Source organism: Curtobacterium flaccumfaciens (genome assembly GCF_018598405.1).
Lineage (GTDB): Bacteria > Actinomycetota > Actinomycetes > Actinomycetales > Microbacteriaceae > Curtobacterium > Curtobacterium aurantiacum.
The window spans coordinates 14,410-38,512 of sequence record NZ_JAHEWS010000007.1; the positions used below are offsets into that span (position 1 = coordinate 14,410).

At 71.1% G+C, this 24,103-nt stretch carries 19 protein-coding genes, 1 tRNA gene and 1 pseudogene; 8 read left to right on the forward strand and 13 right to left on the reverse strand.

Annotation, left to right across the window (positions count from 1 at the left end; translation table 11 throughout):
• Nucleotides 1-43 precede the first annotated feature (43 nt).
• The 7 genes from gatB to mnmA all read right to left on the reverse strand — a co-directional run bounded on the left by gatB (nt 44) and on the right by mnmA (nt 11,241).
• Nucleotides 44-1,549, reverse strand: coding sequence for an Asp-tRNA(Asn)/Glu-tRNA(Gln) amidotransferase subunit GatB (gene gatB, locus KK097_RS05935; RefSeq protein ID WP_214531638.1), 1,506 nt, complete (start codon nt 1,547-1,549; stop codon nt 44-46).
• Nucleotides 1,549-3,096, reverse strand: a complete 1,548-nt coding sequence (gene gatA / locus KK097_RS05940; protein ID WP_214531639.1) for an Asp-tRNA(Asn)/Glu-tRNA(Gln) amidotransferase subunit GatA — start codon at nt 3,094-3,096, stop codon at nt 1,549-1,551. The genes gatB and gatA overlap by 1 nt, the downstream gene beginning before the upstream one ends.
• An 11-nt stretch (nt 3,097-3,107) precedes the next feature.
• On the reverse strand, nt 3,108-3,407 hold the full coding sequence (gene gatC, locus KK097_RS05945; protein ID WP_214531640.1) for an Asp-tRNA(Asn)/Glu-tRNA(Gln) amidotransferase subunit GatC: 300 nt from the start codon (nt 3,405-3,407) through the stop codon (nt 3,108-3,110).
• A gap of 130 nt (nt 3,408-3,537) precedes the next feature.
• On the reverse strand, nt 3,538-5,871 hold the full coding sequence (locus KK097_RS05950; protein ID WP_214544040.1) for a transglycosylase domain-containing protein: 2,334 nt from the start codon (nt 5,869-5,871) through the stop codon (nt 3,538-3,540).
• 294 nt (nt 5,872-6,165) lie between these two features.
• The gene (locus KK097_RS05955) at nt 6,166-7,557 is read right to left on the reverse strand and encodes an alpha/beta hydrolase (protein ID WP_214544041.1); all 1,392 of its coding nucleotides are present in this window, start codon (nt 7,555-7,557) and stop codon (nt 6,166-6,168) included.
• A 180-nt stretch (nt 7,558-7,737) separates the two neighbouring features.
• Nucleotides 7,738-10,068: an NAD-dependent DNA ligase LigA gene (gene ligA / locus KK097_RS05960; RefSeq protein ID WP_214544042.1), complete on the reverse strand. Its 2,331-nt coding sequence runs from the start codon at nt 10,066-10,068 to the stop codon at nt 7,738-7,740.
• Between the two features lie 66 nt (nt 10,069-10,134).
• Nucleotides 10,135-11,241 carry a tRNA 2-thiouridine(34) synthase MnmA gene (gene mnmA, locus KK097_RS05965; protein WP_214544043.1) on the reverse strand — a complete coding sequence of 369 codons (1,107 nt, stop codon included), beginning with the start codon at nt 11,239-11,241 and terminating at the stop codon, nt 10,135-10,137.
• Between the two features lie 56 nt (nt 11,242-11,297).
• Between mnmA and KK097_RS05970 the strand changes: the two genes are divergently transcribed.
• The 3 genes from KK097_RS05970 to KK097_RS05980 all read left to right on the forward strand — a co-directional run bounded on the left by KK097_RS05970 (nt 11,298) and on the right by KK097_RS05980 (nt 13,928).
• Nucleotides 11,298-12,605: an MFS transporter gene (locus KK097_RS05970; protein ID WP_214544044.1), complete on the forward strand. Its 1,308-nt coding sequence runs from the start codon at nt 11,298-11,300 to the stop codon at nt 12,603-12,605.
• A gap of 380 nt (nt 12,606-12,985) precedes the next feature.
• A tRNA-Leu gene (locus tag KK097_RS05975) sits at nt 12,986-13,066 on the forward strand.
• 145 nt (nt 13,067-13,211) lie between these two features.
• Nucleotides 13,212-13,928: a DedA family protein gene (locus KK097_RS05980; protein ID WP_214544045.1), complete on the forward strand. Its 717-nt coding sequence runs from the start codon at nt 13,212-13,214 to the stop codon at nt 13,926-13,928.
• A 132-nt stretch (nt 13,929-14,060) separates the two neighbouring features.
• Here the strand turns inward: KK097_RS05980 and rdgB are convergent, their stop codons facing one another.
• From rdgB to murI, 3 genes are read right to left on the reverse strand one after another with little or no spacing between them, the layout of a single operon-like run.
• Complete coding sequence (rdgB, locus tag KK097_RS05985) at nt 14,061-14,654, reverse strand: RdgB/HAM1 family non-canonical purine NTP pyrophosphatase (RefSeq protein WP_214544046.1); 594 nt, start codon at nt 14,652-14,654, stop codon at nt 14,061-14,063.
• Nucleotides 14,651-15,388 carry a ribonuclease PH gene (gene rph, locus KK097_RS05990; RefSeq protein ID WP_111223806.1) on the reverse strand — a complete coding sequence of 246 codons (738 nt, stop codon included), beginning with the start codon at nt 15,386-15,388 and terminating at the stop codon, nt 14,651-14,653. Before rph ends, rdgB begins: the two co-directional genes overlap by 4 nt.
• Nucleotides 15,385-16,230 (reverse strand): glutamate racemase, encoded by an 846-nt coding sequence (murI, locus tag KK097_RS05995; protein ID WP_214531671.1) that lies wholly within the window; start codon nt 16,228-16,230, stop codon nt 15,385-15,387. Before murI ends, rph begins: the two co-directional genes overlap by 4 nt.
• Nucleotides 16,231-16,421: 191 nt before the next feature.
• Here murI and KK097_RS06000 point away from each other — a divergent pair.
• Nucleotides 16,422-17,714, forward strand: a pseudogene (locus tag KK097_RS06000) (nicotinate phosphoribosyltransferase); the annotation flags it as partial.
• A gap of 191 nt (nt 17,715-17,905) precedes the next feature.
• On the opposite strand, the gene KK097_RS06005 reads toward KK097_RS06000, so the two are convergent.
• From KK097_RS06005 to KK097_RS06015, 3 genes are read right to left on the reverse strand one after another with little or no spacing between them, the layout of a single operon-like run.
• Nucleotides 17,906-18,166 carry a DUF3039 domain-containing protein gene (locus KK097_RS06005; RefSeq protein ID WP_099051947.1) on the reverse strand — a complete coding sequence of 87 codons (261 nt, stop codon included), beginning with the start codon at nt 18,164-18,166 and terminating at the stop codon, nt 17,906-17,908.
• A gap of 52 nt (nt 18,167-18,218) precedes the next feature.
• On the reverse strand, nt 18,219-19,790 hold the full coding sequence (locus tag KK097_RS06010; protein ID WP_214544048.1) for an ABC transporter permease: 1,572 nt from the start codon (nt 19,788-19,790) through the stop codon (nt 18,219-18,221).
• Nucleotides 19,766-21,007: an ABC transporter ATP-binding protein gene (locus tag KK097_RS06015; protein WP_250896497.1), complete on the reverse strand. Its 1,242-nt coding sequence runs from the start codon at nt 21,005-21,007 to the stop codon at nt 19,766-19,768. The genes KK097_RS06010 and KK097_RS06015 overlap by 25 nt, the downstream gene beginning before the upstream one ends.
• A 298-nt stretch (nt 21,008-21,305) precedes the next feature.
• Here KK097_RS06015 and KK097_RS06020 point away from each other — a divergent pair, with 298 nt between their 5' ends.
• The 4 genes from KK097_RS06020 (at nt 21,306) to KK097_RS06035 (ending at nt 24,059) form a co-directional block, all read left to right on the forward strand.
• Nucleotides 21,306-22,001 carry a phosphocholine cytidylyltransferase family protein gene (locus KK097_RS06020; protein WP_110862735.1) on the forward strand — a complete coding sequence of 232 codons (696 nt, stop codon included), beginning with the start codon at nt 21,306-21,308 and terminating at the stop codon, nt 21,999-22,001.
• A gap of 43 nt (nt 22,002-22,044) precedes the next feature.
• Entirely contained in the window at nt 22,045-22,869 is an 825-nt protein-coding gene (locus KK097_RS06025; protein ID WP_214531674.1) for an ABC transporter permease, read from the forward strand.
• Nucleotides 22,869-23,639, forward strand: a complete 771-nt coding sequence (locus KK097_RS06030) for an ABC transporter ATP-binding protein (protein ID WP_214531675.1) — start codon at nt 22,869-22,871, stop codon at nt 23,637-23,639. The genes KK097_RS06025 and KK097_RS06030 overlap by 1 nt, the downstream gene beginning before the upstream one ends.
• A gap of 117 nt (nt 23,640-23,756) precedes the next feature.
• Nucleotides 23,757-24,059, forward strand: a complete 303-nt coding sequence (locus tag KK097_RS06035) for a hypothetical protein (RefSeq protein WP_214529054.1) — start codon at nt 23,757-23,759, stop codon at nt 24,057-24,059.
• The last annotated feature ends 44 nt before the right edge of the window (nt 24,060-24,103 follow it).

The following is a 24,103-nucleotide window of genomic DNA, read 5'->3' on the forward strand; positions in this document are numbered from 1 at the left end:
GGTGCCGACCGGCACCGTGCCTCCCGTTCCGAGGTGGAGTCGTCTACGCCTGCTGCGCGCGCTCCAGCACCAGCTCGCGCACGCGGGCGGCGTCGGCCTGGCCCTTCATGGCCTTCATGACCGCGCCGATGATCGCACCGGCGGCCTGGACCTTGCCGTCCTGGATCTTCGCGAGCACGTCGGGCTGCGCCGCGAGCGCTTCGTCCACGGCGGCGGTGAGGGCGGAGTCGTCCGAGACGACCTTGAGCCCGCGGGCCTCGACGACCTGCGCCGGCGAGCCCTCGCCCGCGATGACACCCTCGAGCACCTGGCGCGCCAGACGGTCGGTCAGGTCGCCGGACTCGACGAGCGCGATGACCTCGGCGACGTGCTTCGGCGAAACGAGGTCACCGGGGGCAGCGTCCTGCGCGTTGGCGACGCGGCTGATCTCACCGGTCCACCACTTGCGTGCGGCCTGGGGTGCTGCGCCCGCGGCGACGGTGCCCTCGACCTCGTCGAGCAGGCCGCCGTTGACGACGTCCTGGAACTCGAGGTCCGCGAAGCCCCAGTCGCCCTTCAGACGACGGCGACGAGCGACCGGGGCCTCGGGCAGCGAGGCACGGAGCTCGGCGACGACGGCCGGGTCGGGCACGACGGGGAGCAGGTCGGGCTCCGGGAAGTAGCGGTAGTCGTCGGCGTCCGACTTCGGTCGCCCGGCCGACGTGCGACCGGTGTCCTCGTGCCAGTGCCGGGTCTCCTGCGTGATCGTCCCACCGGCGGCGAGGATCGCGGCCTGTCGCTGGATCTCGTAGCGGATCGCACGCTCGACGGCACGGAACGAGTTGACGTTCTTCGTCTCGGTGCGGGTGCCGAGCTTCTCCTGGCCGCGGGGGCGCAGGGAGATGTTCGCGTCACAGCGCAGGTTCCCGCGCTCCATGCGGGCCTCGGAGACACCGAGTGCCCGGACGAGGTCGCGGATGACCTGCACGTAGGCGGCACCGAGCTCGGGGGCACGGTGCTCGGCACCGAAGATCGGCTTCGTGACGATCTCGACCAGGGGCACACCGGCACGGTTGTAGTCGACGAGCGAGTACTCGGCGCCCTGGATGCGACCGGTGGCACCACCGACGTGCGTCAGCTTGCCGGCGTCCTCTTCCATGTGCGCGCGCTCGATCGGGATGTTGTAGATCGTGCCGTCGGCGAGTTCGACCTCGACCTCGCCCTCGTAGGCGATGGGCTCGTCGTACTGCGAGACCTGGTAGTTCTTCGGGTTGTCCGGGTAGAAGTAGTTCTTCCGGGCGAATCGCGAGGACTCGGCGATCGAGCAGCCGAGCGCGAGCCCGAGCTGGATCGAGTACCGCACGGCCTGTTCGTTGACGACCGGCAGCGACCCGGGCAGCCCGAGGTCGACCGGCGTGACGTTCGTGTTGGGCTCGCCGCCGAAGAAGTTCGGGGCGTCGGAGAACATCTTGGTCTTCGTCGCCAGTTCGACGTGGACCTCGAAGCCGAGCACCGGCTCGTAGCGCTCGAGCGCCTCGTCGAAGTCCATGAGCGCGTCCTTCTGCGCCATCAGATCACACCTTCCTGCGCAGCCGACTGCTGACTCTGGTCGAGGTCCGGGACCGACGCGATGAGCGGCGCCCCCCACTGCTGTTCGAGCAGACGCTCGAGGGCGGCACCGTAACGGTACAGCCGGGCGTCTTCACGCTGGGGCGCCATCAGCTGCACGCCGACGGGCAGGCCGTCCTCGGGCGCGAGACCGTTCGGGATGCTCATGCCGGGGACGCCGGCGAGGTTCGCCGGGATCGTCGTGAGGTCGTTGAGGTACATCGCCAGCGGGTCGTCGATGCGCTCACCGATCGGGAACGCGGTCGTCGGAGCCGACGGGCTGACGAGCAGGTCGACCTGCTCGAACGCGGCCTGGAAGTCGCGCTGGACGAGCGTGCGGACCTTCTGCGCCGAGCCGTAGTAGGCGTCGTAGTAGCCCGCGCTGAGGGCGTAGGTGCCGAGGATGATGCGGCGCTTCACCTCGGGACCGAAGCCGGCTTCACGCGTGGCGGCCATGACGTCCTCGACCGTGGCACCGTTCTCGGGCGTGACCCGGAGACCGAAGCGCACCGAGTCGAACTTGGCGAGGTTGGACGACGCCTCGGCCGGGAGGATCAGGTAGTAGGCGCTGATCGCGTACGCGAACGACGGGGCGTCGATCTCGACGACGACCGCACCGGCCGACTCGAGCAGGGCGACCGTCTCCTGGAAGCGCTGTGTGACGCCGGCCTGGAAGCCGTCGCCGCCGGCGAGCTCCTTGACCACGCCGACGCGGAGCCCCCGGAGCGTGTCCGCCTGCAGGCCTTCACGCGCGGCGGCGGCCATCGAGGGCCACGCGTCCGGGATGGACGTGGAGTCCTTCGGGTCGTGCCCGCCGATGACGTCGTGCAGGAGCGCGGCGTCGAGCACGGTGCGGGACACCGGGCCGATCTGGTCGAGGCTGGACGCGAGTGCGATGGCGCCGTAGCGGCTCACTCCGCCGTACGTCGGCTTCACGCCGACCGTGCCCGTCACGGCGCCCGGCTGACGGATGGACCCACCGGTGTCGGACCCGAGGGCGAGGGGTGCTTCGTGCGCGGCGACCGCGGCTGCCGAGCCACCGCCGGACCCGCCGGGGATCCGGTCGAGGTCCCACGGGTTGCGGGTCGGGCCGTACGCCGAGAACTCGGTGGTCGAGCCCATCGCGAACTCGTCCATGTTGGTCTTGCCGAGCGGCACGAGGCCGGCGGCACGGAGCTTCGCGACGGGGGTGGCGTCGTACGGCGGGACCCAGCCCTCGAGGATCTTGGAGCCCGAGGTCGTCGGCATGTCCTGCGTGCACAGCACGTCCTTGACGGCGATCGGCACGCCTGCGAGGGGGCCGAGGTCGTCGCCGGCGGCGCGGCGCGAGTCGATCGACTTCGCGACGGCGAGGGCGTTCTGGTTCACGTGCAGGAACGCGTGCACGTCGCCGTCGACCGCGGCGATGCGGTCGAGGTGGGCCTGGGTGGCCTCGACGCTGGAGACGTCGCGCGCCACGAGGGCGTCGGCGAGCGCTGCGGCGCTGAGGCGGGTGATGTCGTCGGTCACTGTTCTTCGCCCTACTGTTCTTCGCCGAGGATGGCGGTCACGCGGAACCGTTCGCCGTCGGAGTCGGGCGCTCCGGAGAGCGCCTGCTCCTGCGTCAGCGTCTTGCCGACCACGTCGGGTCGGGTGACGTTGCCGAGCGGCACGGGGTGGCTCGTCGCGGGGACGTCGTCGGTCGCGACCTCGGCGACCTTGGCGACGCTCTCGACGATGTGCGACAGCTCCCCGGTCAGCTTCTCGATCTCGTCGGGCGTGAGTGCGATACGTGCGAGGTTCGCCAGGTGCGCGACCTGCTCGCTCGTGATGTCAGGCATGGTGCTCCGTCGATCGGTTCGTGGAATGCCCAACAGTCTATTGGCTGCGTCGAGCGCGCAGGCGCGGCTGCGGACAACGCGGTGGAGGCCCGGTGCCGGTCCGCCGGACCGGCACCGGGCCTCCAGGCGGTCACTTCCCGTTCTGGTCCCTCGCAGCCGGTGCCACCGGGGCCACCGTCGCGGCGGGCGCCGGCGCAGCCGGAGCAGCGGGTGCAGCCGGAGCAGCAGGCGCAGCAGGCGCAGCCGTCGGCGTCGTCTGGTCGTCCTGCGCCGTCCCCTGTCCGGACGCGGACCCCGACGACGACGACGAAGAAGACGACGACGATTTGCTCGCGTGCCCGATCATCGCCTGGCTCGGCGTCGGCAGCGCTCCCCCGCCGACGGTCTGGTCCAGGTACGCCATCATCGACTTCCCCACCCCGAACTTCGCGCTGTACCCGGTCGTGCCCTGCAGGAACGGCCAGTTCGCCAGGCTCACGCTCCCCTGCACGTTGCCGACCCAGGTGGCGTTCGTGTACTTCGTCGACGACCCGACCAGCCAGTTCTGCACGTCGCCGTCGGTGGTTCCCGTCTTCGCGAACTTCGGCACGCTGTCCCCGGGGTTCGCGCTCGCGGCGGTGCCCGATCCGGACAGCACACCCTGCAGCGCGTAGTCGACCGTGCCGGCGACGTCCGCCGAGACGCCCTGGGTGCAGGACGTCGGCGTCGGGGTGATCTTCGTGCCGTCCGCCTCGGTCACCGAGTCGATGGCCGTGGGCGTGCACACGATGCCGCCGTTGGCGAAGCCCGCGTAGGCCTCGGCCAGGTCGATCGGCGACAGCTCGTTCACGCCGAGGATCGACGACGGCGTCTGCGTCAGGTCGCCGCCGTCGGCGCGGTGGATGCCCATCGACTGCGCCAGCTGGGCGATCTTGCACAGGTCGAGCTGCTTGCCCATCTGCGCGTACGCGGTGTTGATCGACTCGACCGTGGCGTCCTCGACCGACATCGACGCCGGCACGCTCTCGGCGTTGGCGACGTTCCAGGTGCCACCGGCGACGTTCTGGCAGGTGTTGGTGAACTCGGCGTTCTCGAACTGGTGCTCCGACGTGGTGACCGAGTCGGACAGGGTGTGCCCGCTGGCGAGCCACTCGGCCAGGGTGAACACCTTGTACGTCGACCCGGTCTGGAACCCCCCGGAGTTGCCGTACCCGGAGTCGGCGCTGTAGTTCACCGCCGTCGCCCCGGCCGCGGCGTTGTCGCCCTGCGTGTAGGTGGTGTTCTGCACCATCGACATGATCCGTCCGGTGCCGGGTTCGACCGTGACGTTCGACCCGCCGACGTCGACGCCCGCCATCGTGGCCGGCACGTAGGTCGACAGGGCGTTCTGCGCCTGCCCCTGCAGGTCGAGGTCGAGCGAGGTGTGGATCTGCAGGCCCTTGGTGTCGAGCGTGGCGATGCGTGCCGCCGCGGTCTTGCCGAACGCGGGGTCCTGCAGCACCTGGTCGCGGACGTAGTCGCAGAAGTAGCCTGCGTCGTGGTTCGTCGCGGCGGTCGAGCACCCGTTGGCGGTCTCGGTGATCTTCGGCGTGACCGGCGTCGCGATCGCCTTCGTCATCTGTGCCTTCGTGATCGACCCGTGTGCCTGCATCCGGTGGAGCACGTAGTCGCGGCGCTCCTTCGTCAGCGTGTACCCGTTGGCCTTGCCGTTGTCCTTGTCGCTCGGTACGTCGATGCGCAGGTTCGACGGGTTGTTGAGGATCGCGACGAGCGTGGCCGACTGCACGAGCGACAGGTCCTTCGCGTGCACGCCGAAGTAGTGCTCGGCACCGGCTTCGGCGCCGTACACCCGGCCGCCGAGCCCGACGATGTTGAGGTACCCGGTCAGGATCTCGTCCTTCGAGTACTTCTTGTTGACGGCGATGGCGTACCGCATCTCCTGCAGCTTGCGCTGCGGTGTGACGCCGGCGGCGTCCTCGTAGCAGGCCTCGACCTTCTTCTCCGTGGCGGCCTGGTCCGTGCCGGTGAGCTCCTCGCACTGCTGCACCAGGACGTTCTTGACGTACTGCTGCGTGATGCTCGAGCCGCCCTGCACGTCGCCGCCGACGACGGTCGCGGCGACGCCACGGAGCGTCCCGAGCACGTCGATGCCGCCCTCGGCGTAGTAGCGGGGGTCCTCGGTGTCGATCGCCGCCTGCTTGAGCGAGTCCGCCATCTGGTCGGCGGTCACGTTGGTGCGGTTCTCGGCGTAGAACGACGCGATCTTCACCTGCTGGCCGCCCTCGGTCGCGTACACGGACGACACCTGCTGCGGGGTCTGCACGTCGAGGTAGCTCGGCAGGTCCTCGAAGAACGACACCGCCCCGGACGTCCCCTCACCCGCGACGGCGACCGCCGGGGTCACGGCGACGGCGACGAGCATGCCGGCGAGCACGGACATCACCACGAACATCAGGAGAGCACCAGGCCATCGCACCACACGCATGACGGCACCGTAGGCAGGGGGGCTGTACTGGTTCTGCCCTGGAACGAGTGCAGGCTGCGGTCGCGTTCAGGTTGCCACCCAGCCGGTCCCGAGGCGGCGTCACGATCCGCGCGTGCGCGCTGATCCGGCCGGGAGGCCCGTGGCGGCGCCGGCACGTCGGCCGACGGTCACGATCGGGTCACGCCCACCGCGCCGTCACGCTGCCCCGCCCGGTCATGTCCGCCCGCTCGTCCGGGCGGGTCACGTCCGCCCGCTCGTCCGGGCCGGTCACGTCCGCCCGCTCGTCCGGGCCGGTCAGTCGCGTGGCTGCAGGTCCTGCGGTCGCACGAGGTACATGTCCGGCGAGGCGCTGACGATGTCGTCGTCGCCGGTGCTGCCCCTGCGGACCTGCTCGCGCACCAGGTCGCCGCGGCCGATGCCGATCAGGGCGACGTCGTGCAGCGATGCGGTGCCGGGCTTGAGGTAGTCGTTGTGGCCCACCGGACGCCGGAACACGTCACCGGCGGACAACGCGTCGGCGCCGCCGGCGAGGTCGAGCACGGTGGAGCCGAAGGACGCCCCACCCGGATCGGTGCCGAAGTACCCGGAGCCCGCGATGGGATCGCTGTGCGCACCGCCGACGAACACCTGCCCGGAGGCGACGGCGAGGTCCGACGCAGACCGGACGTCGCTGCCCGGCGACCCGAGGACCGTCAGGGTGTCCGCGGTCATCCGGCCCGTCGCCAGCGCCATCATCGCCGTCGTCGATCCGTACGAGTGCGCGACGATGTTCACCCGCGGTTGGTCCCCCGCGCGGATCTGTCGCAGTCCGTCGACGGTGCGTCCGAGCCGCTCCGCCCCGGTCCGTGCCAGCGCGAGCGACAGGATGTTCGACAGGTCCGGCGTGCGGTACCCCATCCAGGCGACGACGGCGGCCCCCGAACCGTTGCCCGTCGCGGCGAGCGGCGCGAGGGTGGCCTCCTCGCGGGACAGGTCGTTCGCGGTGTTCGTGAAGTCGGTCATCTGGCCGGTGACGGTGAAGAACATGCCCGGCACCACGACGGTGACGTCGGCTGCGGTGTCGAGGTCCCCGATGCTGATCGCCGCGCGTCCGGAGCCCCGGGTGTCGAGCGCCACCAGGAACCGCCGCGGGTCACCCGGTTCGTGCACGAGCGAGTCCCGGACCTGCCCGAGCATCGCGGCACGCGCGGCACCCACGTGGGCGTCGGCCAGGCCCGCGGCGAGCATCGCCCGGTTCGCACGGTCGCGCACCACGTAGGGAACGCCCTCGAGGTTCCCGACCAGGGCCGGTGCGTGGATGCGGAGCCGGTCCTGTTCGTCGGCGTCGAGGTGCGACCACCACTGCGCGACGGTCTGCGCCGGTGGTGGGTCGTCCTGCACCGTCGCGACGACGCGCCGGTCGACGGCCGCACGGCGGAGGTCCGCGGCACCGAGCGCGTCGAGGTCCTCGACGAACATCCTTCCGCGGGCGGTCGCGAGGTCGTCCACCCCCACCCGCGTCACCGCCTCGGCCGAGGGTGCGGTCGCGTTCGTCGTCAGCCCGTCGACGGCCGGGTCGTCGACCGGCACGATGTGCGTCGTCGCGGTGGCGACCGTGACCGGGTGTGCCGGGGGCATGCCTGGGGCCTCGATCACTCCGAGCGAGTGCATCGAGGCGGTGAGCAGAGCCGCAGCGATGAGCAGCAATCGGGTCTCCCCCTGGAAGGCCGTCCCGACGTCCCCCTGCAGACGACGGGTGATGCTCAGCCGAGTCTATGGAGATGTGCCCGGATCAGCCATGCGCGATGCAACTTGCCCCCCCGAACTGGGCACGTCGCGCGGCGCGGCGCGGTTCGCGGACATGCGGCGGTGTGCCCAGCGGCCCGCTCAGTCCTCGGTCGCGGGCGCTTCCGGCTCGGCGAGCGCCGCCGGACCCTCGGTCACGAGCAGGTGGAACTGTTCGGCGTCGATGATCCGGACCCCGAGCTGCTCGGCCTTGGTGAGCTTCGATCCGGCACCCGGACCGGCCGCGACGAAGTCGGTCTTCTTGCTCACACTCGAGGCCGCCTTGCCACCCGCGGTGATGATCGCCTCTTGTGCACCTTCGCGTGTGTAGCCCTCGAGCGACCCGGTCGCCACCACCGTGACGCCGCTCAGCACGCCGCCCTCGACGTCGGCGCTGCCCGGGCCGGGGTGGCCCGGGGTGGTGAACTGCACGCCGGCCGCGGTCCAGCGGTCGATGATCTCGCGGTGCCAGTCGACGTCGAACCAGGCGAGCAGGGCGTCGGCGATGATCCCGCCGACCCCGTCGACGGCGGCGAGGTCCTCGCGCGACGCCGAACGGATCGCGTCGAGGGAGCCGAAGTGGTTCGCCAGGGCACGGGCGGCGACGGGACCGACGTGGCGGATGCTCAGGCCGACCAGGATCCGCCACAGGGGCTTCGTCTTCGCGGCGTCGATGTTCGCGAGCATCTCGAAGGCGTTCTTCGACGGGTAGCGGCTCGGCTCCCCGGTGTAGTCGGCACCGCGCGCCTCGGGGTCGAACGGCGGGTCGGTCCTCTTGCGTGCCCGGCTGAACGGCGTGACGCGCTTCGGGGTGCCGTCGTCGTCGACCTTCTCCATGCCGGTCTCGGCGTCGCGGACGATGACCTCGATCGGGACGATGTCCTCCATCGTCAGGTCGAACAGGCCCGCCTCGGTCACCAGCGGCGGGGTCTCCGGGCGGAGCGGCTGGGTGAGCGCCGCGGCAGCGACCTCGCCGAGGCCCTCGATGTCGAGCGACCCCCGTGATGCGATGTGCTCGACCCGGCCACGCACCTGGGCTGGGCAGCTCTTCGCGTTCGGGCAGCGGAGGTCGATGTCGCCTTCCTTCGCGGGGGCGAGCTCGGTGCCGCACTCGGGGCAGTTGGTCGGCATCACGAACTCGCGCTCGGAGCCGTCGCGGAGCTCGACCACCGGGCCGAGCACCTCGGGGATGACGTCACCGGCCTTCCGGAGCACCACGGTGTCGCCGATCAGCACGCCCTTCGCCTTGACGACCTGCTGGTTGTGCAGGGTGGCCTGCCGGACGACCGACCCGGCGACCTCGGCCGGGGCCATCACCGCGAACGGGGTCGCACGGCCGGTGCGGCCGACGCTGACCACGATGTCGGTGAGCGTCGTGTGCACTTCTTCCGGCGGGTACTTGTAGGCGATCGCCCACCGGGGTGCCCGCGAGGTCGACCCGAGTTCTTCGTGCAGGGCGAGGTCGTCGACCTTCACGACGACGCCGTCGATCTGGTGCTCGACGGACGACCGGCGCTCCCCCGTGGTCCGGACGAAACCGTTGACCTCGTCGATGGTGTCGAACACCCGGTAGTGACTGCTCGTCGGCAGGCCCCAGGTCTGCAGGAGCTCGTACACCTCGGACTGGCTGCGGACGTCGGTGCCCTGCTCGAGCTCGCGGACGGGCCAGGCGCCGATGCCGTGCACGAGCATCCGCAGGCGCCGCAGCCGGTCGACCATCAGGGCGCGCTTCGCCTCGGACTTGCCCTCTTCCTTCTGGCGGAGGGACCCGGCGGCGGCGTTGCGCGGGTTGGCGAACACGCGCTCCCCCGCCTCGCGCTGGTTCGCGTTGAGTTCGTCGAACTCGGCGACCGGGAAGAAGATCTCGCCCCGCACCTCGACCAGGGGCGGGTGCCCGCTGCCCGACAGCCGGTCCGGGATCGTGCCCATGGTGCGCACGTTGCCGGTGACGTCCTCGCCGACCACGCCGTCGCCGCGGGTGGCGGCCGAGACGAGCCGGCCGTGCTCGTACCGCAGGTTGATCGCGAGGCCGTCGATCTTCAGCTCGGTCAGGAACCGCACCCGCTCGGCACCGGCGTCACGCTGCACCTTGACGGCCCACTCGGTGAGTTCCTCGGGGCTGAACACGTTGTCGAGCGAGAGCATCCGTTCGGCGTGCTCGACGGGCGCGAACTGCGTCGTCTGCGCCTGTCCCCCGACGGTCTGTGTCGGGCTGTCCGGGGTCAGGAGTTCCGGGAACCGGCGCTCGATCGCGTCGAGGCGGTGCACCAGGGCGTCGTAGTCGGCGTCGGACAGGGGGGACGCGTTGCCCTCGTAGTAGTCGTGACGCAGCTCGTTGACGCGGGCGCGCAACCGGTCGACCTCGCGCGCGGCCTGGGCGGCGTCGAGCCCGTCGGGGTCGATGGTCTCGAACGTCGCGTCGGTCTCGCTCATGGCATCAGTTCTACCGTGCACCACCGACGCGGCGTGCAGCGAGCGTGTGCCCCGGGAGCGGCGGGCTCAGGCGTCGACGGGGACGGCGCTGACCGTGCTGTCGATCGTGCACTGGCCGAGCACCCGGGTGCCGACGTAGACCACGGCGGTCTGCCCGGGAGCGACCCCGTGCAGCGGCTCGTCGACGTCGATGACGAGCACGTCGTCCTCCACCCGGGCGGTCGCGGGCACCGGGTCGGCGTGCGCGCGGATCTGCACGTCGCAGGCGAACGGAGTCTCGGGGTCGGCCGGGGCCGTGCCCGCCCAGGTGAACCGCGAGCCCGACATCGAGGTGACGGCGAGCGCCTCCTTCGGGCCGACGACCACGGTGTTGTCCTTCGGGCGGATCTCGAGCACGAAGCGCGGCTTGCCGTCCGGCGCGGGCCGTCCGAGGGCCAGGCCGCGGCGCTGACCGACGGTGTACCCGGTGGCCCCCTCGTGCGAGCCGACGACCGTGCCGTCGCGCTCGACGACGTCACCGGGGGCGGTCCCGACGCGGTCGGCGAGCCAGCCGCGGGTGTCGCCGTCCGGGATGAAGCAGATGTCGTACGAGTCGGGCTTCTGCGCGACCGTCAGCCCGCGCTCGGCGGCCTCGGCCCGGACCTCGTCCTTCGACGGGGTGGCGCCGAGCGGGAACATCGCGTGCTGGAGCTGCTCGGCGGTCAGGACCCCGAGCACGTAGGACTGGTCCTTCGCCCATGCGGCCGACCGGTGCAGTTCACGGGAGCCGTCCGGGCCGGTGACGATCGAGGCGTAGTGCCCGGTCGCGACGGCGTCGAACCCCAGGGCGAGTGCCTTCTCGAGCAGCGCCGCGAACTTGATCCGCTCGTTGCAGCGCATGCAGGGGTTCGGGGTGCGGCCGGCCTGGTACTCGGCCACGAAGTCGTCGACGACGTCCTCCTTGAACCGGGCGGAGAAGTCCCACACGTAGTACGGGATCCCGAGGGCCGACGCGGCGCGCTGGGCGTCCATCGAGTCCTCGATCGTGCAGCACCCGCGACTGCCGGTGCGCAGGGTGCCGGGCATCCGGCTCAGGGCCAGGTGGACGCCCACCACGTCGTGGCCGGCATCGACCGCCCGGGCTGCGGCCACCGCCGAGTCGACACCACCGCTCATCGCCGCAAGAACACGCATGTCTCCAGGGTAACCCGCCGACGAAGCGGTACCGCTGGCGTACCGTTGGTCGGGCGATGGCCACGACGGGGAACGACTCATTCGACTTCCGGTCCGTCCTGCTGTCCGGGTTCCTGCCCGCCGCGCTCTTCGCGATCGGGGAGGGCGCGATCATCCCGATCATCCCGATCGCCGCCGACTCCCTCGGCGCGAGCCTGGCGTTCGCGGGCTTCGTCGCCTCGCTCATCCTGGTCGGCGAACTCATCGGCGATGTGCCCTCCGGCATCGTCGTCGCCCGCATCGGCGAGCGGAACGCGATGATCGGCGCCGCACTCGTGTCGGTCGTCGGACTGGTCGTCGCCACCACCGCCGCGAACGCCTGGGTCCTGGCGCTCGGCGTGTTCCTGGTCGGCGTCTCCACCGCGGTGTTCGCCCTGGCCCGGCACGCCTACATGACCACCGCGATCCCCCTGCGGATCCGGGCCCGGGCGCTGTCGAGCCTGGGCGGCGTCTTCCGCTTCGGCTACTTCGTCGGCCCGTTCATCGCCGCCGGTGTCGTCCACCTGACCGGCACCACCAGCAGCGCCTTCTGGATCCACGTCGTCTGCTGCCTGGCGGCGGCGACCGTGCTCCTGGTTCTGCGCGACCCGGTGACGGGCGCACGGGGTCTGCGGTTGCCACGGGCCTCCCGGCCGGCGACCGACCACGCGACGGACGCGAGCCGTGAGAACGCGACGGAACCACCCGCCGACACCGGCGCGCAGCTCGTCCAGCAGGAGGCGCAGGGCCTGTTCCGCACGATCCGCGCGAACCGGGCGGTCCTGCTCCGGCTCGGCAGCGGCGCCGGGCTGATCGGCGCGATGCGTGCCGGGAGGCAGGTGATCCTGCCGCTCTGGGCGGTGAGCGTCGGCCTCGACGACTCGACCGCGGCGCTCGTGATCGGCATCGCCGGAGCCGTCGACTTCGCGCTGTTCTACACGAGCGGCCAGATCATGGACCGCTGGGGACGGCTCGCGAGCGCCCTGCCCTGCATGCTCGGCCTGAGCATCAGCTACTTCCTGCTCGCCTGGAGCGGCCACCTGGACGCCCGGGTCGGCTGGTTCGTCGCGATCGCGATGGGCATGTCCCTGGCGAACGGTGTCGGCTCCGGCATCCTCATGACGCTCGGCGCGGACCTCGCACCGCGCAACGCCCCGGCACCGTTCCTGGGGGCCTGGCGGTTCACGGGCGACTTCGGGTCCGCCGCGGCGCCGCTCGTGATCTCGGGCGTGACGGCTGTGGCGTCGATCGCGGTCGCGAGCGGGGTGATGGGTGTGCTCGGCCTGGTCGGCGCGGGCATCCTGCTCCGGTACGTGCCCCGGTACCTGCCGCGACCGCTGCGCTGACGCGGAGCGCGCGGGCGTGTGTGCGGGCGTGTGTGCGGGCGTGCGTGCGTGCGTGCGCTTCGGGGCGTACCGTGCGGAGTCCGTCACCCCGTGCGCCGTTGACCGCTCCGTGCACGCCTACAGCGCCGCACCCAGCCACCAACCCGGCACCACATCGCGGCCCGCGCACCGTGCGTGCGCGTCCGCCGCGCACCGCACCGGCACCGCACCGTGCGGAGTCCGTCAACCCGTGCGCCGTTGACCGCTCCGTGCACACCTACCGCGCCGCACCCAGCCACCAACCTCGCACCGGGTCGCGTCCGGCGCACGGTGCGTCCCACGGCCTGGAGGCTCGGCGCACGTCCGCCCCGCACCGCGCGCTCGGTAGACTGCCGCTGCTCGCGGGAGTGGTGGAATCGGTAGACACGCAGGATTTAGGTTCCTGTGCCCCAGGCGTGAGGGTTCGAGTCCCTCCTTCCGCACCCAGTCCCTCCTTCCGCACCGTTGCGGTCATCCGCACGCCTCGGGCGGGTCAGCCCAGCGGGGGATGGCCGCGTCACCTCCGGGCGGTACCCTCATCCCGCGGGAGTCCTCCCCGTGACTCCCGCCTCCACGACCGGAAGAACCATGCACTCCGTCGCACTCGCCCTGATCCCGTGGCTCGATCCGCAGTACATCCTCGACCACTTCGGGGCCATCGCCGTGCTCGTGGTGTGCGCGATCGTGTTCGCCGAGACCGGGCTGCTCATCGGCTTCATCTTCCCCGGCGACAGCCTGCTGGTCATCACCGGCCTGTTCGCCTTCGACCGCGGCGGCGAGATCGGCGGCATCCCGATCTGGATCGCGGCGCTGATGATCGGGGTCGCGGCGTTCCTCGGCGGCGAGCTCGGCTACTACATCGGCAAGAAGGCCGGGCCACCGATCTTCGAGCGGAAGGACAGCGGTCTGTTCTCGAAGGAGAACGTCGACCGCACCAACGCGTTCTTCCACCGATTCGGTCCCGCCGCGGTCATCCTGGCCCGCTTCGTGCCGGTCGTCCGCACCTTCGCCCCGATCGCCGCGGGCGTCGGTCGGATGAACTACAAGAAGTACTCGCTCTACAACGCGATCGGCGCCGTCGTCTGGGGTGTCGGCGTGACGTTCCTCGGGTACTTCATCGGGCACATCCCGTTCGTGGCGCACATCGTCCGCGAGTACATCGACATCATCCTGCTGGCCGCGGTCGTCGTGACCGTCGTGCCGATGGCGCTGACGTACCTGCGCAACGCCCGCAAGGCGAAGCACGCGCACGACGCCGAGGCCACCACGGCCCCGACCGCTCCGACGGTCGACCCGACACTCTGACCGCGCCGCGCCTCCACGGGTCGCTGGCACCCGTCCGCTGGCGCTCGTCGGGCCCGCGCACAACCGAAGTGGCCCCGAACCACGGACTTCCGTGGTTCGGGGCGACTGTGGTTGTGCAGATCGGAAAGCGCGTCAGACGCCGAAGTGTTCCCGCACGATCGGCGCGATGCCTCGGAACGCCTTGCTGCGGTGCGAGAGCGCGTTCTTCTCGTCGCGGCTGAGCTCCGCCGACGAGCGATCGGCGTCGTCCGGCCGGAACACCGGGTCGTAGCCGTGCCCGCCGTCACCGACGGGCTCGGTCAGGACCTCGCCGTTCCAGACGGCCTCGACCACGTGCTCCTGGCCGTCGGGCGTGACGAACGCGGCGGCGCAGACGAAGGCGGCGGTGCGCTCGACGACGCCCTCCATGTTCGCGAGCAGCAGCGCGATGTTGTCGGCGTCCGACCGGGTCCCGGCGTACCGGGCCGAGTGGATGCCCGGTGCCCCGCCGAGGGCGTCGACGGCGATCCCGGAGTCGTCGGCGAGCGCCGGCAGCCCCGTGTGGGCGACCGCGGCGCGGGCCTTGATCAGGGCGTTCGCGGCGTAGCTGCCGCCGTCCTCGACCGGCTCCGGGCCGTCGTAGCCGACGAGTTCGACGCCCTCGCCCAACGCCGACCCGAGGATCTCACGCAGCTCGACGACCTTGCCCTGGTTGTGGGTGGCCAGCACCACCTCGCGGGACGTCACGCCAGACCCAGGACCGAACGCTGGATCGCCGCGAGCGACTGGTTGCCGGCCAGGCCGAGGTCGAGCAGGACGTTCAGCTCGTCACGGTCGAACGGGGCGTGCTCGGCCGTGCCCTGCACCTCGATGAACTTGCCCGACCCGGTCGTGACGATGTTCATGTCGGTGTCGGCGGCGGAGTCCTCGGTGTAGGCGAGGTCGAGCATCGGCTCGCCCTTGACGATGCCGACCGAGATCGCCTGCACGCTGTCGGTGAGCGGGGTGGCCTTCTTCGCGATGAAGCCCTTCGCGCGGCCCCACTCGATCGCGTCCGCCATCGCGACGTACGCGCCGGTGATCGACGCCGTGCGGGTGCCGCCGTCGGCCTGCAGCACGTCGCAGTCGATGACGAGGGTGTTCTCGCCGAGCGCCTTGGTGTCGACCACGGCACGGAGCGAGCGGCCGATCAGCCGGGAGATCTCGTGCGTGCGCCCGCCGACCTTGCCCTTGATGGACTCACGCTGCATGCGCTCGTTCGTCGACCGCGGCAGCATCGAGTACTCGGCGGTGACCCAGCCGGTGCCCTTGCCGGCGAGCCAGCGCGGCACGCCGTTCGTGAAGGAGGCGGTGCAGAGCACCTTCGTGTTGCCGAACGAGATGAGCGCGCTTCCCTCGGCCTGCGTGCTCCACCCCCGCTCGATGGTGACGGGACGGTGGTCGGTGGCGGTGCGGCCGTCGACGCGGAGTGTGTCGGTCATGGGGTCCTTTCGGTGCGGGGCAGCGTGATGGCCCCCGTCTGGAGGTGGCCGACGCTCGAGACCTCGGGACCGAGGAAGCGCCGGGCGAGCCGGATGAAACCGTTCTTGTCGTCGCCCGTCGCCTCGAACGAGTACGTCGGGGCGGTGGTCGCGGTGCGCTCGAGCCCGTGCTCCACGAGCCGTCGGTAGACGTCGTTCGCGGTCTCCTCGGCGCTGGAGACGAGCGTGACCTCCGGGCCCATGACGAACTGGATCGCGGCGGACATGAGCGGGTAGTGGGTGCAGCCGAGCACGAGGGTGTCGACGTCGGCGGCACGGATCGGGTCGAGGTACCCGGCCGCGATCTCGCGCAGCGACGGCGACGAGGTGTCCCCGGCCTCGACGAACTCGACGAACCGTGGGCACGCGGCGGTGGTGAGCCTGACGTCGGCGGCGACCGCGAAGGCGTCCTCGTAGGCGCGCGACGCGATGGTGCCGACGGTACCGATGACCCCGATGCGGCCCGTGCGGGTCTGCTTGACGGCGGCGCGGGCGGCGGGCTGGATGACCTCGACCACCGGGATGCCGTACGCCTGCTCGTACCGTTCGCGAGCGTCGCGGAGCACAGCGGACGAGGCGGTGTTGCAGGCGATCACCAGGGCTTTCACGCCCTGCTCGACCAGGTCGTCCATGACCTCGAGCGCGTAGCGGCGGACGTCGGCGATGGGCTTCGGGCCGTACGGCGAGTGCACGGTGTCCCCGACGTACCGGATGCTCTCGCGCGGGAGCTGGTCGATGATGGCGCGGGCCACGGTGAGGCCGCCGACCCCGCTGTCGAAGACTCCGATCGGTGCATCCGTCACGGCACCAGCGTACCGACGCTCGCCCCGGACCCTCGCACCGTGCGAGGTCCGCCCACGCGCCGTGCGAGGTTCCGGACTCGGTGCGACCCTCGGCGGGTACCACCGAGTACGGAACCTCGCACGGACCGAACCGTGACACCGGGCGGCCGAGGTGATCCGGGCCTCCCCACCGTCACGTCACTAGTGTCGGAGACGTGACCAGCGCGCTCCTCACCGACCAGTACGAACTCACCATGGTGGACGCCGCCCTGAAAGACGGGACCGCGAACCGCCGATGCGTCTTCGAGGTCTTCGCCCGGCGGCTGCCCGACGGGCGCCGGTACGGCGTCGCAGCCGGGCTCGGACGCTTCCTCACCGCCCTCGGTGACTTCCGCTTCGGCGACGAGGAGATCGGCTTCCTGCGCGACCGCGGCGTCATCGACTCCGGCACCGCCGCGTGGCTCGCCGACTACCGGTTCCGCGGCGACGTCCGCGCCTACCGCGAGGGCGAGGTGTACTTCCCGAACTCACCCATCCTGCAGATCGAGGGCACCTTCGCCGAGGCCGTCGTGCTCGAGACGCTCGCGCTGAGCATCTTCAACGCCGACTCCGCGATCGCCTCGGCCGCCGCCCGCATGGTCTCCGCCGCCGACGGCCGCCCCCTCGCCGAGATGGGCTCCCGCCGCACGGGCGAGTGGAACGCCGTCGCCGCGGCCCGAGCCGCGTACATCGCCGGGTTCGGTGCGACGAGCAACCTCGAGGCGGGGCGCACCTGGGGCATCCCGACGATGGGCACCGCCGCACACGCCTTCACGCTGCTGCACGACTCCGAGGAGCAGGCGTTCCGCTCGCAACTCGACGCGCTCGGCAGCGGGACGACCCTGCTCGTCGACACCTACGACATCGAGGCCGCGGTCGAGACGGCCGTCCGGCTCACCGACGGCAAGCTCGGCGGCGTCCGGATCGACAGCGGCGACCTGCCGTCCGTCGTCGCGGCTGTGCGCGCGCAGCTCGACCGCCTGGGGGCGACGGGCACGAAGATCACGGTGACGAACGACCTCGACGAGTACACGATCGCCGCGCTCCGAGCCGCCCCGGTCGACTCGTACGGCGTCGGCACGTCGGTCGTCTCGGGCTCCGGCCACCCGGCCGCCGGCATGGTGTTCAAGCTCGTCGCGCACCGGGACGCCGACGGCGGCGACTGGGTCCCCGTCGCCAAGAAGTCGGCCGACAAGGCGTCGATCGGCGGCCGGAAGGAGGCGGGCCGACGACTCCGCAACGGCGTCGCCACCGCCGAGATCGTGCTCACGGGTGCGCAGGTCGGCCCGGACGAGCGGCCGCTGCTGGTCCCCGTCGTCACCGGCGGCGAGGTCGACCCGGCGTTCCTCGGCACGCAGGGCGTCGAGGCGGCGCGGGCGCACCACAAGCGCGCAAAGGCGGAGCTACCCGCCGACGCATCCCGCATCGGGCGCGGCGACCCCGCCATCCCGACCCTGGTGATCTAGGGCACGCACGCACACGTGCGCGTCGCGTCGCGTCGCATCGCGGCGCATCGCCGCTTCGTGACCAGAAATGGTCGGGTATCCCAGGGCGACCCGACCTTTTCTGCTCACGATGTGCGACCAGCAGCGCAGACGACGGACGGGAGGCCCGTGGCGGCGTCGCCACGGGCCTCCCGTCCGTCGTCTGGTCGCGTCTACTCGGCCTTCATCTTCTCGTAGATCGCCTTGCAGTCCGGGCAGACCGGGAACTTCTCCGGGTCGCGACCCGGGATCCACTTCTTGCCGCACAGGGCCTTCACCGGCTTGCCGGACAGGGCCGACTGCAGGATCTTGTCCTTCTTGACGTAGTGCGAGAACCGCTCGTGGTCACCGGGTTCGATCGCTTCGTCTTCGAGGAGCTTCTCGAGCTCCCGGTCCATCACGTCGAGGCCGCCGCCTGGTTCCGTCATGCTCATGCAACCAGGGTACGACGGTCTGCCCTCGGGCGCGTTGCTCCTGGTCGGGTTGCTAGTTGCGCTGCGCCGCCGCGAGCAGGTCGGGGCCGCGACGGTCGAACAGGCGACCGCCGGCGGCGACGCCGATCACCAGCACGACGGCACCGACCCCGATGCCCACCAGGAGCGTCAGCACCGACCAGGGTTCCGGACCCTGCACGGCGGCGAGCACCGCGAGCCAGGCAGCGGGGACCGTGCAGAGCACGATGCCGATCACCATGGACGCCTGCGCCACGGTGGCGGTGACGCCTGCGGCCTGCGGCTGCTGGAAGGGGTGGTCGCCCGGTCGGACGGTCGGGTACGGCATGAGCACGGACAGCACGCTCGACAGCCCGAGGCCGGACAGCAGGGCGCTCGCACTCACCCCGATGAGGAGCGGGAACGCCGCCCAGTCACCGAACAGCCGAGCGGACAGCGCGGCTCCGGCCACGATCGCCGGTGCGCCCACGACGAGCACGGGCACGACCCGACCGAGCCGGTCGCTCCACCCCGGTGCTCCCGAGGCCACGTGCAACCAGACGGCGGTGTTGTCATAGGAGACGTCGTTGTGCGGCAGGAACCCGGCGATCAGGGCCATCAGCGGCAGCGGCACGAGGGCCGTCCACTGCCACGGCACCCCGGCGACGCCGAGCGGGATGACGACGATCGGCACCAGCAGGATGATCAGGTAGGACGCGCGGTAGCGCGGGTCCCGCACCCAGTACGTGAGCGCCCGGGCCGCGACGGCGGACACCGGGGCCGACCCGAACCGGTCGAACCAGCCGAGGCCCTGGTAGCGGCGGGTCCGGGCCCGGTCGTCGACGGTCTCGAGGGCACGGCCGACGAGCGACCACCACGCCCAGGCGAGGAGGGCGACGACGGCGACCGCGACGAGCAGCTTGAGGACCCCGGTGCCGACGTGGCCGCTCGCGACCTCGGCGGGCACGGCCCAGGCGGCGCCCCACGGCGTCCACCCGGCGACGTCCGCGACGCGCTGCATCTCGGTGCCCTGCGGGTCGAGCCAGTCGACGCGCAGCAGCAGCGCCACCGTCGGGATCGAGAGCGCGATGATGACGAGTGCGACGAGCCACCCGGCGTCGCGGGAGCGGTCCGGGCCGATCAGCCGCGAACCGACGGTGCAGCAGACGCGGACCAGGAGCGCGCAGGTCGCGACGGCGAGCAGCCCGCCGACGACCGCGAGCAGTGCGAGCCCTGGGTCGCGGGCCCAGGCGACGACCTGGCCGACCGCGACGACGACCACCCCGATGACCGGGATGCCGACGAGACCGGCCACGACGAGCCCGACCGCGAGTCGACGTCGTTCGATGCCGAACACGGTGAAGCGACGCGGGTCGAGCTGGTCGCTCCGGCCGACGACGAGCGGCACGACCGTGAACCCGAACGTGATCAGGGTGCCGACGGGCACGACGACGGCACGGGCGACGTCCGGGTCGGCGCTGCCGAGCGCGATGGTCTGCGCAGCGACGAACACGGCGGCGAGGAGTCCGGCGAGGCTGCCGAGCACGACGGCGACGGACCGGCGGGCGGTGCCGCGGACCTCCCCCGCGAGCAGGTCCGCCCTCAGCCGGAGAAGCTGTGCAACCATTCCATGCTCTCTGCGACGACACGTCCGCCGGCGAGTTCGACGAACTTGTCCTCGAGGCTCTTGCGCCCTCGGACCTGGGCCATGGTGCCGGAGGCGAGGACCTTGCCGCCGACGATGATGGCGACCGAGTCGCAGGTGCGCTGGACCAGCTCCATCGAGTGGCTCGACAGCACGACGGTGCCGCCGCCCCGGGTGTACCGGCGGAGGATGTCCGTGATCGTCGCCGCGCTGACGGGGTCGACCGACTCGAACGGCTCGTCGAGCACGAGCACCCGCGGTGAGTGGATGAGGGTGGCGGCCAGGGCGATCTTCTTCGCCATGCCGACGGAGTAGTCGGCCACCTGGCGGCCCAGTGCCTCGCCCAACCCGAAGGCCTCGGCGAGGTCGTCGCTGCGCTGGCGGGCGGTGGCCCCGTCGAGCCCGCGGAGCGTGGCCGAGTAGTAGAGGAGCTGCGCGCCGGTCAGCCGGTCGAACAGGCGGAGCCGGTCGGGCAGGACACCGAGACTGCGCTTCGCCGCGGTCGGGTCGGCCCAGACGTCGTGGTCGAGCACGGTCACCGATCCGGCGTCGGGGCGGAGCAGTCCGGTGATCATCGACAGGGTCGTCGTCTTGCCGGCGCCGTTCGGTCCGACGACGCCGAAGATCGAACCCTGCCGGATCTCGAGGTCGACCTCGTCGACGGCCAGGGTCTGCCCGTACCGCTTGACGAGTCCGCTCGCCGCGAGCACGACGGGCTGGAGCTTCTGCGGCTGCTTGGGCGCGGCGGTGCGCGGTGCGCGCTTCTTCGCCGGGGCCGCGGATGCCGTGGCGGCGGTGTCGACGTCGATCGCACTTCCGGCGTCCGTCACGTCGTCGTCCGCAACCGGGACGGGAGGCACGGCGCCAGTCGGAGCGTCGGCCTTCGCCGGGCGCTTGGTGCGTCCCTTGCCGGCACGCGCCTTCGCGGGGCGCGGCACAGTGGGCGTCGCGTCGCCGCCGAGCGTGGCCGTCGTGTCGTCGGTGCGGGTGGCCGTCGTGTCGTCGGTGCGGGTGGCCGTCGTGTCGTCGGTCATCGCGTGATCAGTGGCGGTGTCGTCCGCATCCGTGTCCCCCGTGTCGTCGTCGGCTGCGTCGTCCTGCGCAGCCGCGGCATCCGCCTCGTCGGCGTCCCCCGCTTCGGTCATCCAGGCAGCGTCGGCCGTGGCGTACACGTCCTCGTTCTCCGCGCGGGCTGGCATCGACCCACCGTACCAACGCTCTCCGCGCGGCGGGAACCGTGCTGCCCAGGGTCACGAATTGAGTACGAAGCGCGCAGACCCGTACCCCACGAGGGGGTGTTTCCGTATCATTCACCAGGGCACGAAGGAGTGTTCACCACTTGGAAACCTGCTCCAGCAGGCGATCCCGGCGGCCTCCTCGCACCGACGTCCCACGTCGACGCGATCGGTTCTCGGGCAACTCGGACGTTGGAAGCGCAGACTCGACGAGGCCCGCCCGTACCCCAGGGTGCGCGGGCGGACACCAGAAGGGACCAGCATGACCACGCAGATCGTGATCCTCGCAGCGGGGATGGGCAGCCGCCTCGGCCGCAGCCTGCCGAAGCCGCTCACGGAGCTCAGCGACGGCCGCACCATCATGCAGCAGCAGTTCGACAACATCCGCGCCGCGTTCGGCTCGAGCGCCCGCGTGACGATCGTCGTCGGCTACAAGTCGGAGCACATCGTCGAGGCATTCCCCGACGCGAACTTCGTCTACAACGAGTCCTACGACTCCACCAACACCTCGAAGAGCCTGCTGCGCGCCCTCAAGGCGACGGGCAAGAGCGGTGTCCTCTGGATGAACGGCGACGTGGTCTTCGACCCGATGGCGCTCGTCCGCGCGGCCGACATGATCGACGAGGGCCGTTCCTTCGTCAGCGTCAACACCGACAAGGTCTCCGACGAAGAGGTCAAGTACACGGTCGACGCCGAAGGCTTCATCCACAAGCTCTCCAAGCAGGTCGTCGGTGGCCTCGGCGAAGCCGTCGGGATCAACTACGTCTCCGCTGCCGACAAGCAGGCCCTCATCCGCCAGCTCGGGCGCGTCGACGACCAGGAGTACTTCGAGGGCGGCATCGAAGCTGCCATCGCCGAGGACGGGCTACGCTGGACGCCGATCGACATCTCCGACCTGTACGCGGTCGAGATCGACTTCGCCGAGGACCTCGAGCGCGCGAACAACCTGTTCGCCTGAACCACCGTCAGGACCCCTCGGCGGTTCCGCCCGAAGGGAAACCGTGACCACAGCGAGTGCGCCGACCGCGCCCGCGGCTGCCGCACCCGCGACGCCCCGGAGCGCCGGTCGGCGTTATCGTCAGGCCCTCTGGCTGCTGACCGTCCGCGACCTCCGGGTCCGGTACTCGACGTCGGCGCTCGGCTACGTCTGGTCGATCCTCGACCCGCTCGTGATGTCGGGGATCTACTGGTTCGTCTTCACGCAGGTGTTCCACCGCGGGTCGGTCGGTGAAGATCCGTACATCGTGTTCCTGCTGTCCGCGCTGCTGCCGTGGATGTGGTTCACCGGGGGTGTCTCGGACTCCACCCGGGCGTTCATCAAGGAATCGAAGCTGATCCGCTCGACGACGATCCCCCGCACCATCTGGGTGGCCCGGATCGTCGCGTCGAAGGGCATCGAGTTCCTGCTGAGCCTGCCGGTCCTGGCGGCCTTCGCGATCGCGACCGGAGCACACCTGCACTGGCAGGTCGTGTTCTTCCCGCTGGCGATCGTGCTGCAGTGTGCGCTGGTCTACGGGCTGGGTCTCATCGTCGCCCCGCTCGTCGTCTTCTTCCGCGACCTGGAGCGTGCGACCAAGCTCGTGCTGCGCTTCCTGTTCTACGCGTCGCCGATCATCTACGGCACGCACGCGCTCCCCTCCGCCCTGCGCGACATCGCCGCGATCAACCCGCTCACCGGCATCTTCGGCATGTACCGCGCGGCCTTCTTCCCCGGCCAGCTCGACTGGCTCGAGGTCGGGGCCTCGGTGGTCGTGACCGGCATCGTCCTCGTCATCGGCTTCGCGGTGTTCCGTCGCAGCGAGCACCGCGTGCTGAAGGAGCTGTGATGACCGCGACCGACCAGACCCGCCGCACCGAGACCGTCGCCCCGGTCATCTCCGTGCGCGACGCCGGCATCTGCTTCAAGCGCAACCGCCGGGCGAGCCGGAACTTCAAGGACCTGTTCGCCGGACGTGGCCGCCGCAAGCGCGCAGACGAGTTCTGGGCGCTCCGCAACGTGTCCTTCGACGTCCGCCCGGGCGAGGCGATCGGTGTCGTGGGCCGCAACGGGCAGGGCAAGTCGACCCTCCTGAAGCTCGTGGCCCAGGTCATGCTGCCGGACGAGGGCCGCATCGACGTGGGTGCCGGCGTCGCACCGCTCATCGAGATCACCGGTGGCTTCGTCGGCGACCTGACGGTACGCGACAACGTCTACCTGACGGCCGGCCTGCACGGGATGTCACGCGCCGAGATCCGCGACGCCTTCGACGAGATCATCGACTTCGCCGAGATCGCCGACTTCGTCGACACCCCCTACAAGCACCTGTCGAGCGGCATGAAGGTCCGCATCGCGTTCGCGGTGATCTCCCGGCTGGACGAGCCGGTGATCCTCGTCGACGAGGTGCTGGCCGTGGGCGACAAGGCCTTCCGCGAGAAGTGCTACAAGCGCATCGAGGAGCTCCTGGCCGGCGGCCGGACGCTGTTCTTCGTGTCGCACAACGACAAGGACCTCCGTCGCTTCTGCGACCGCGGCCTGTACCTCGACAAGGGCCGGCTGCAGCTCGACGACACCATCGACGCCGCGCTGGCCCGGTACGCGGCGGACTACGGCTCCTGATCGGCCGGGGTACTCCCCCTGCACGAACACGGGTGCCGCGGGCTCCCTCCACAACCCCGGCCCCTCGTGGTCGCCCCCGGGGGCCCACCGTCGGACCCTCCCCCTAGCGTTCCCCCCATGCACCACCCACCAACCGCGTACGCCGTCCCGTTCGCCGTCGACCGATCGCACGCCCCGCGTCGGTACGACCTCGTCAACACCGGCCCCGAGCCGGTCGACGGACTCTCCCTCACCCACCTCGGCAACGGCTACTGCCCACCGCTCGCGGTGCGCCGGCTCGAACCGGGCCGGTCGCTGTCCCTCGCGGTCTTCGGCGCGGACCCCGAGGACACCGGGGTCGTCATCGTGCGGTGGCGACGACCGGACCGGTCCGAGTACCTCTGGCGGATGTCACTCGTCGGGCCCGGTCTGCAGCCATAACGCCGTTCCGGGCGCCGGCGGCGACGGGCCGGCTTGCCGACCGA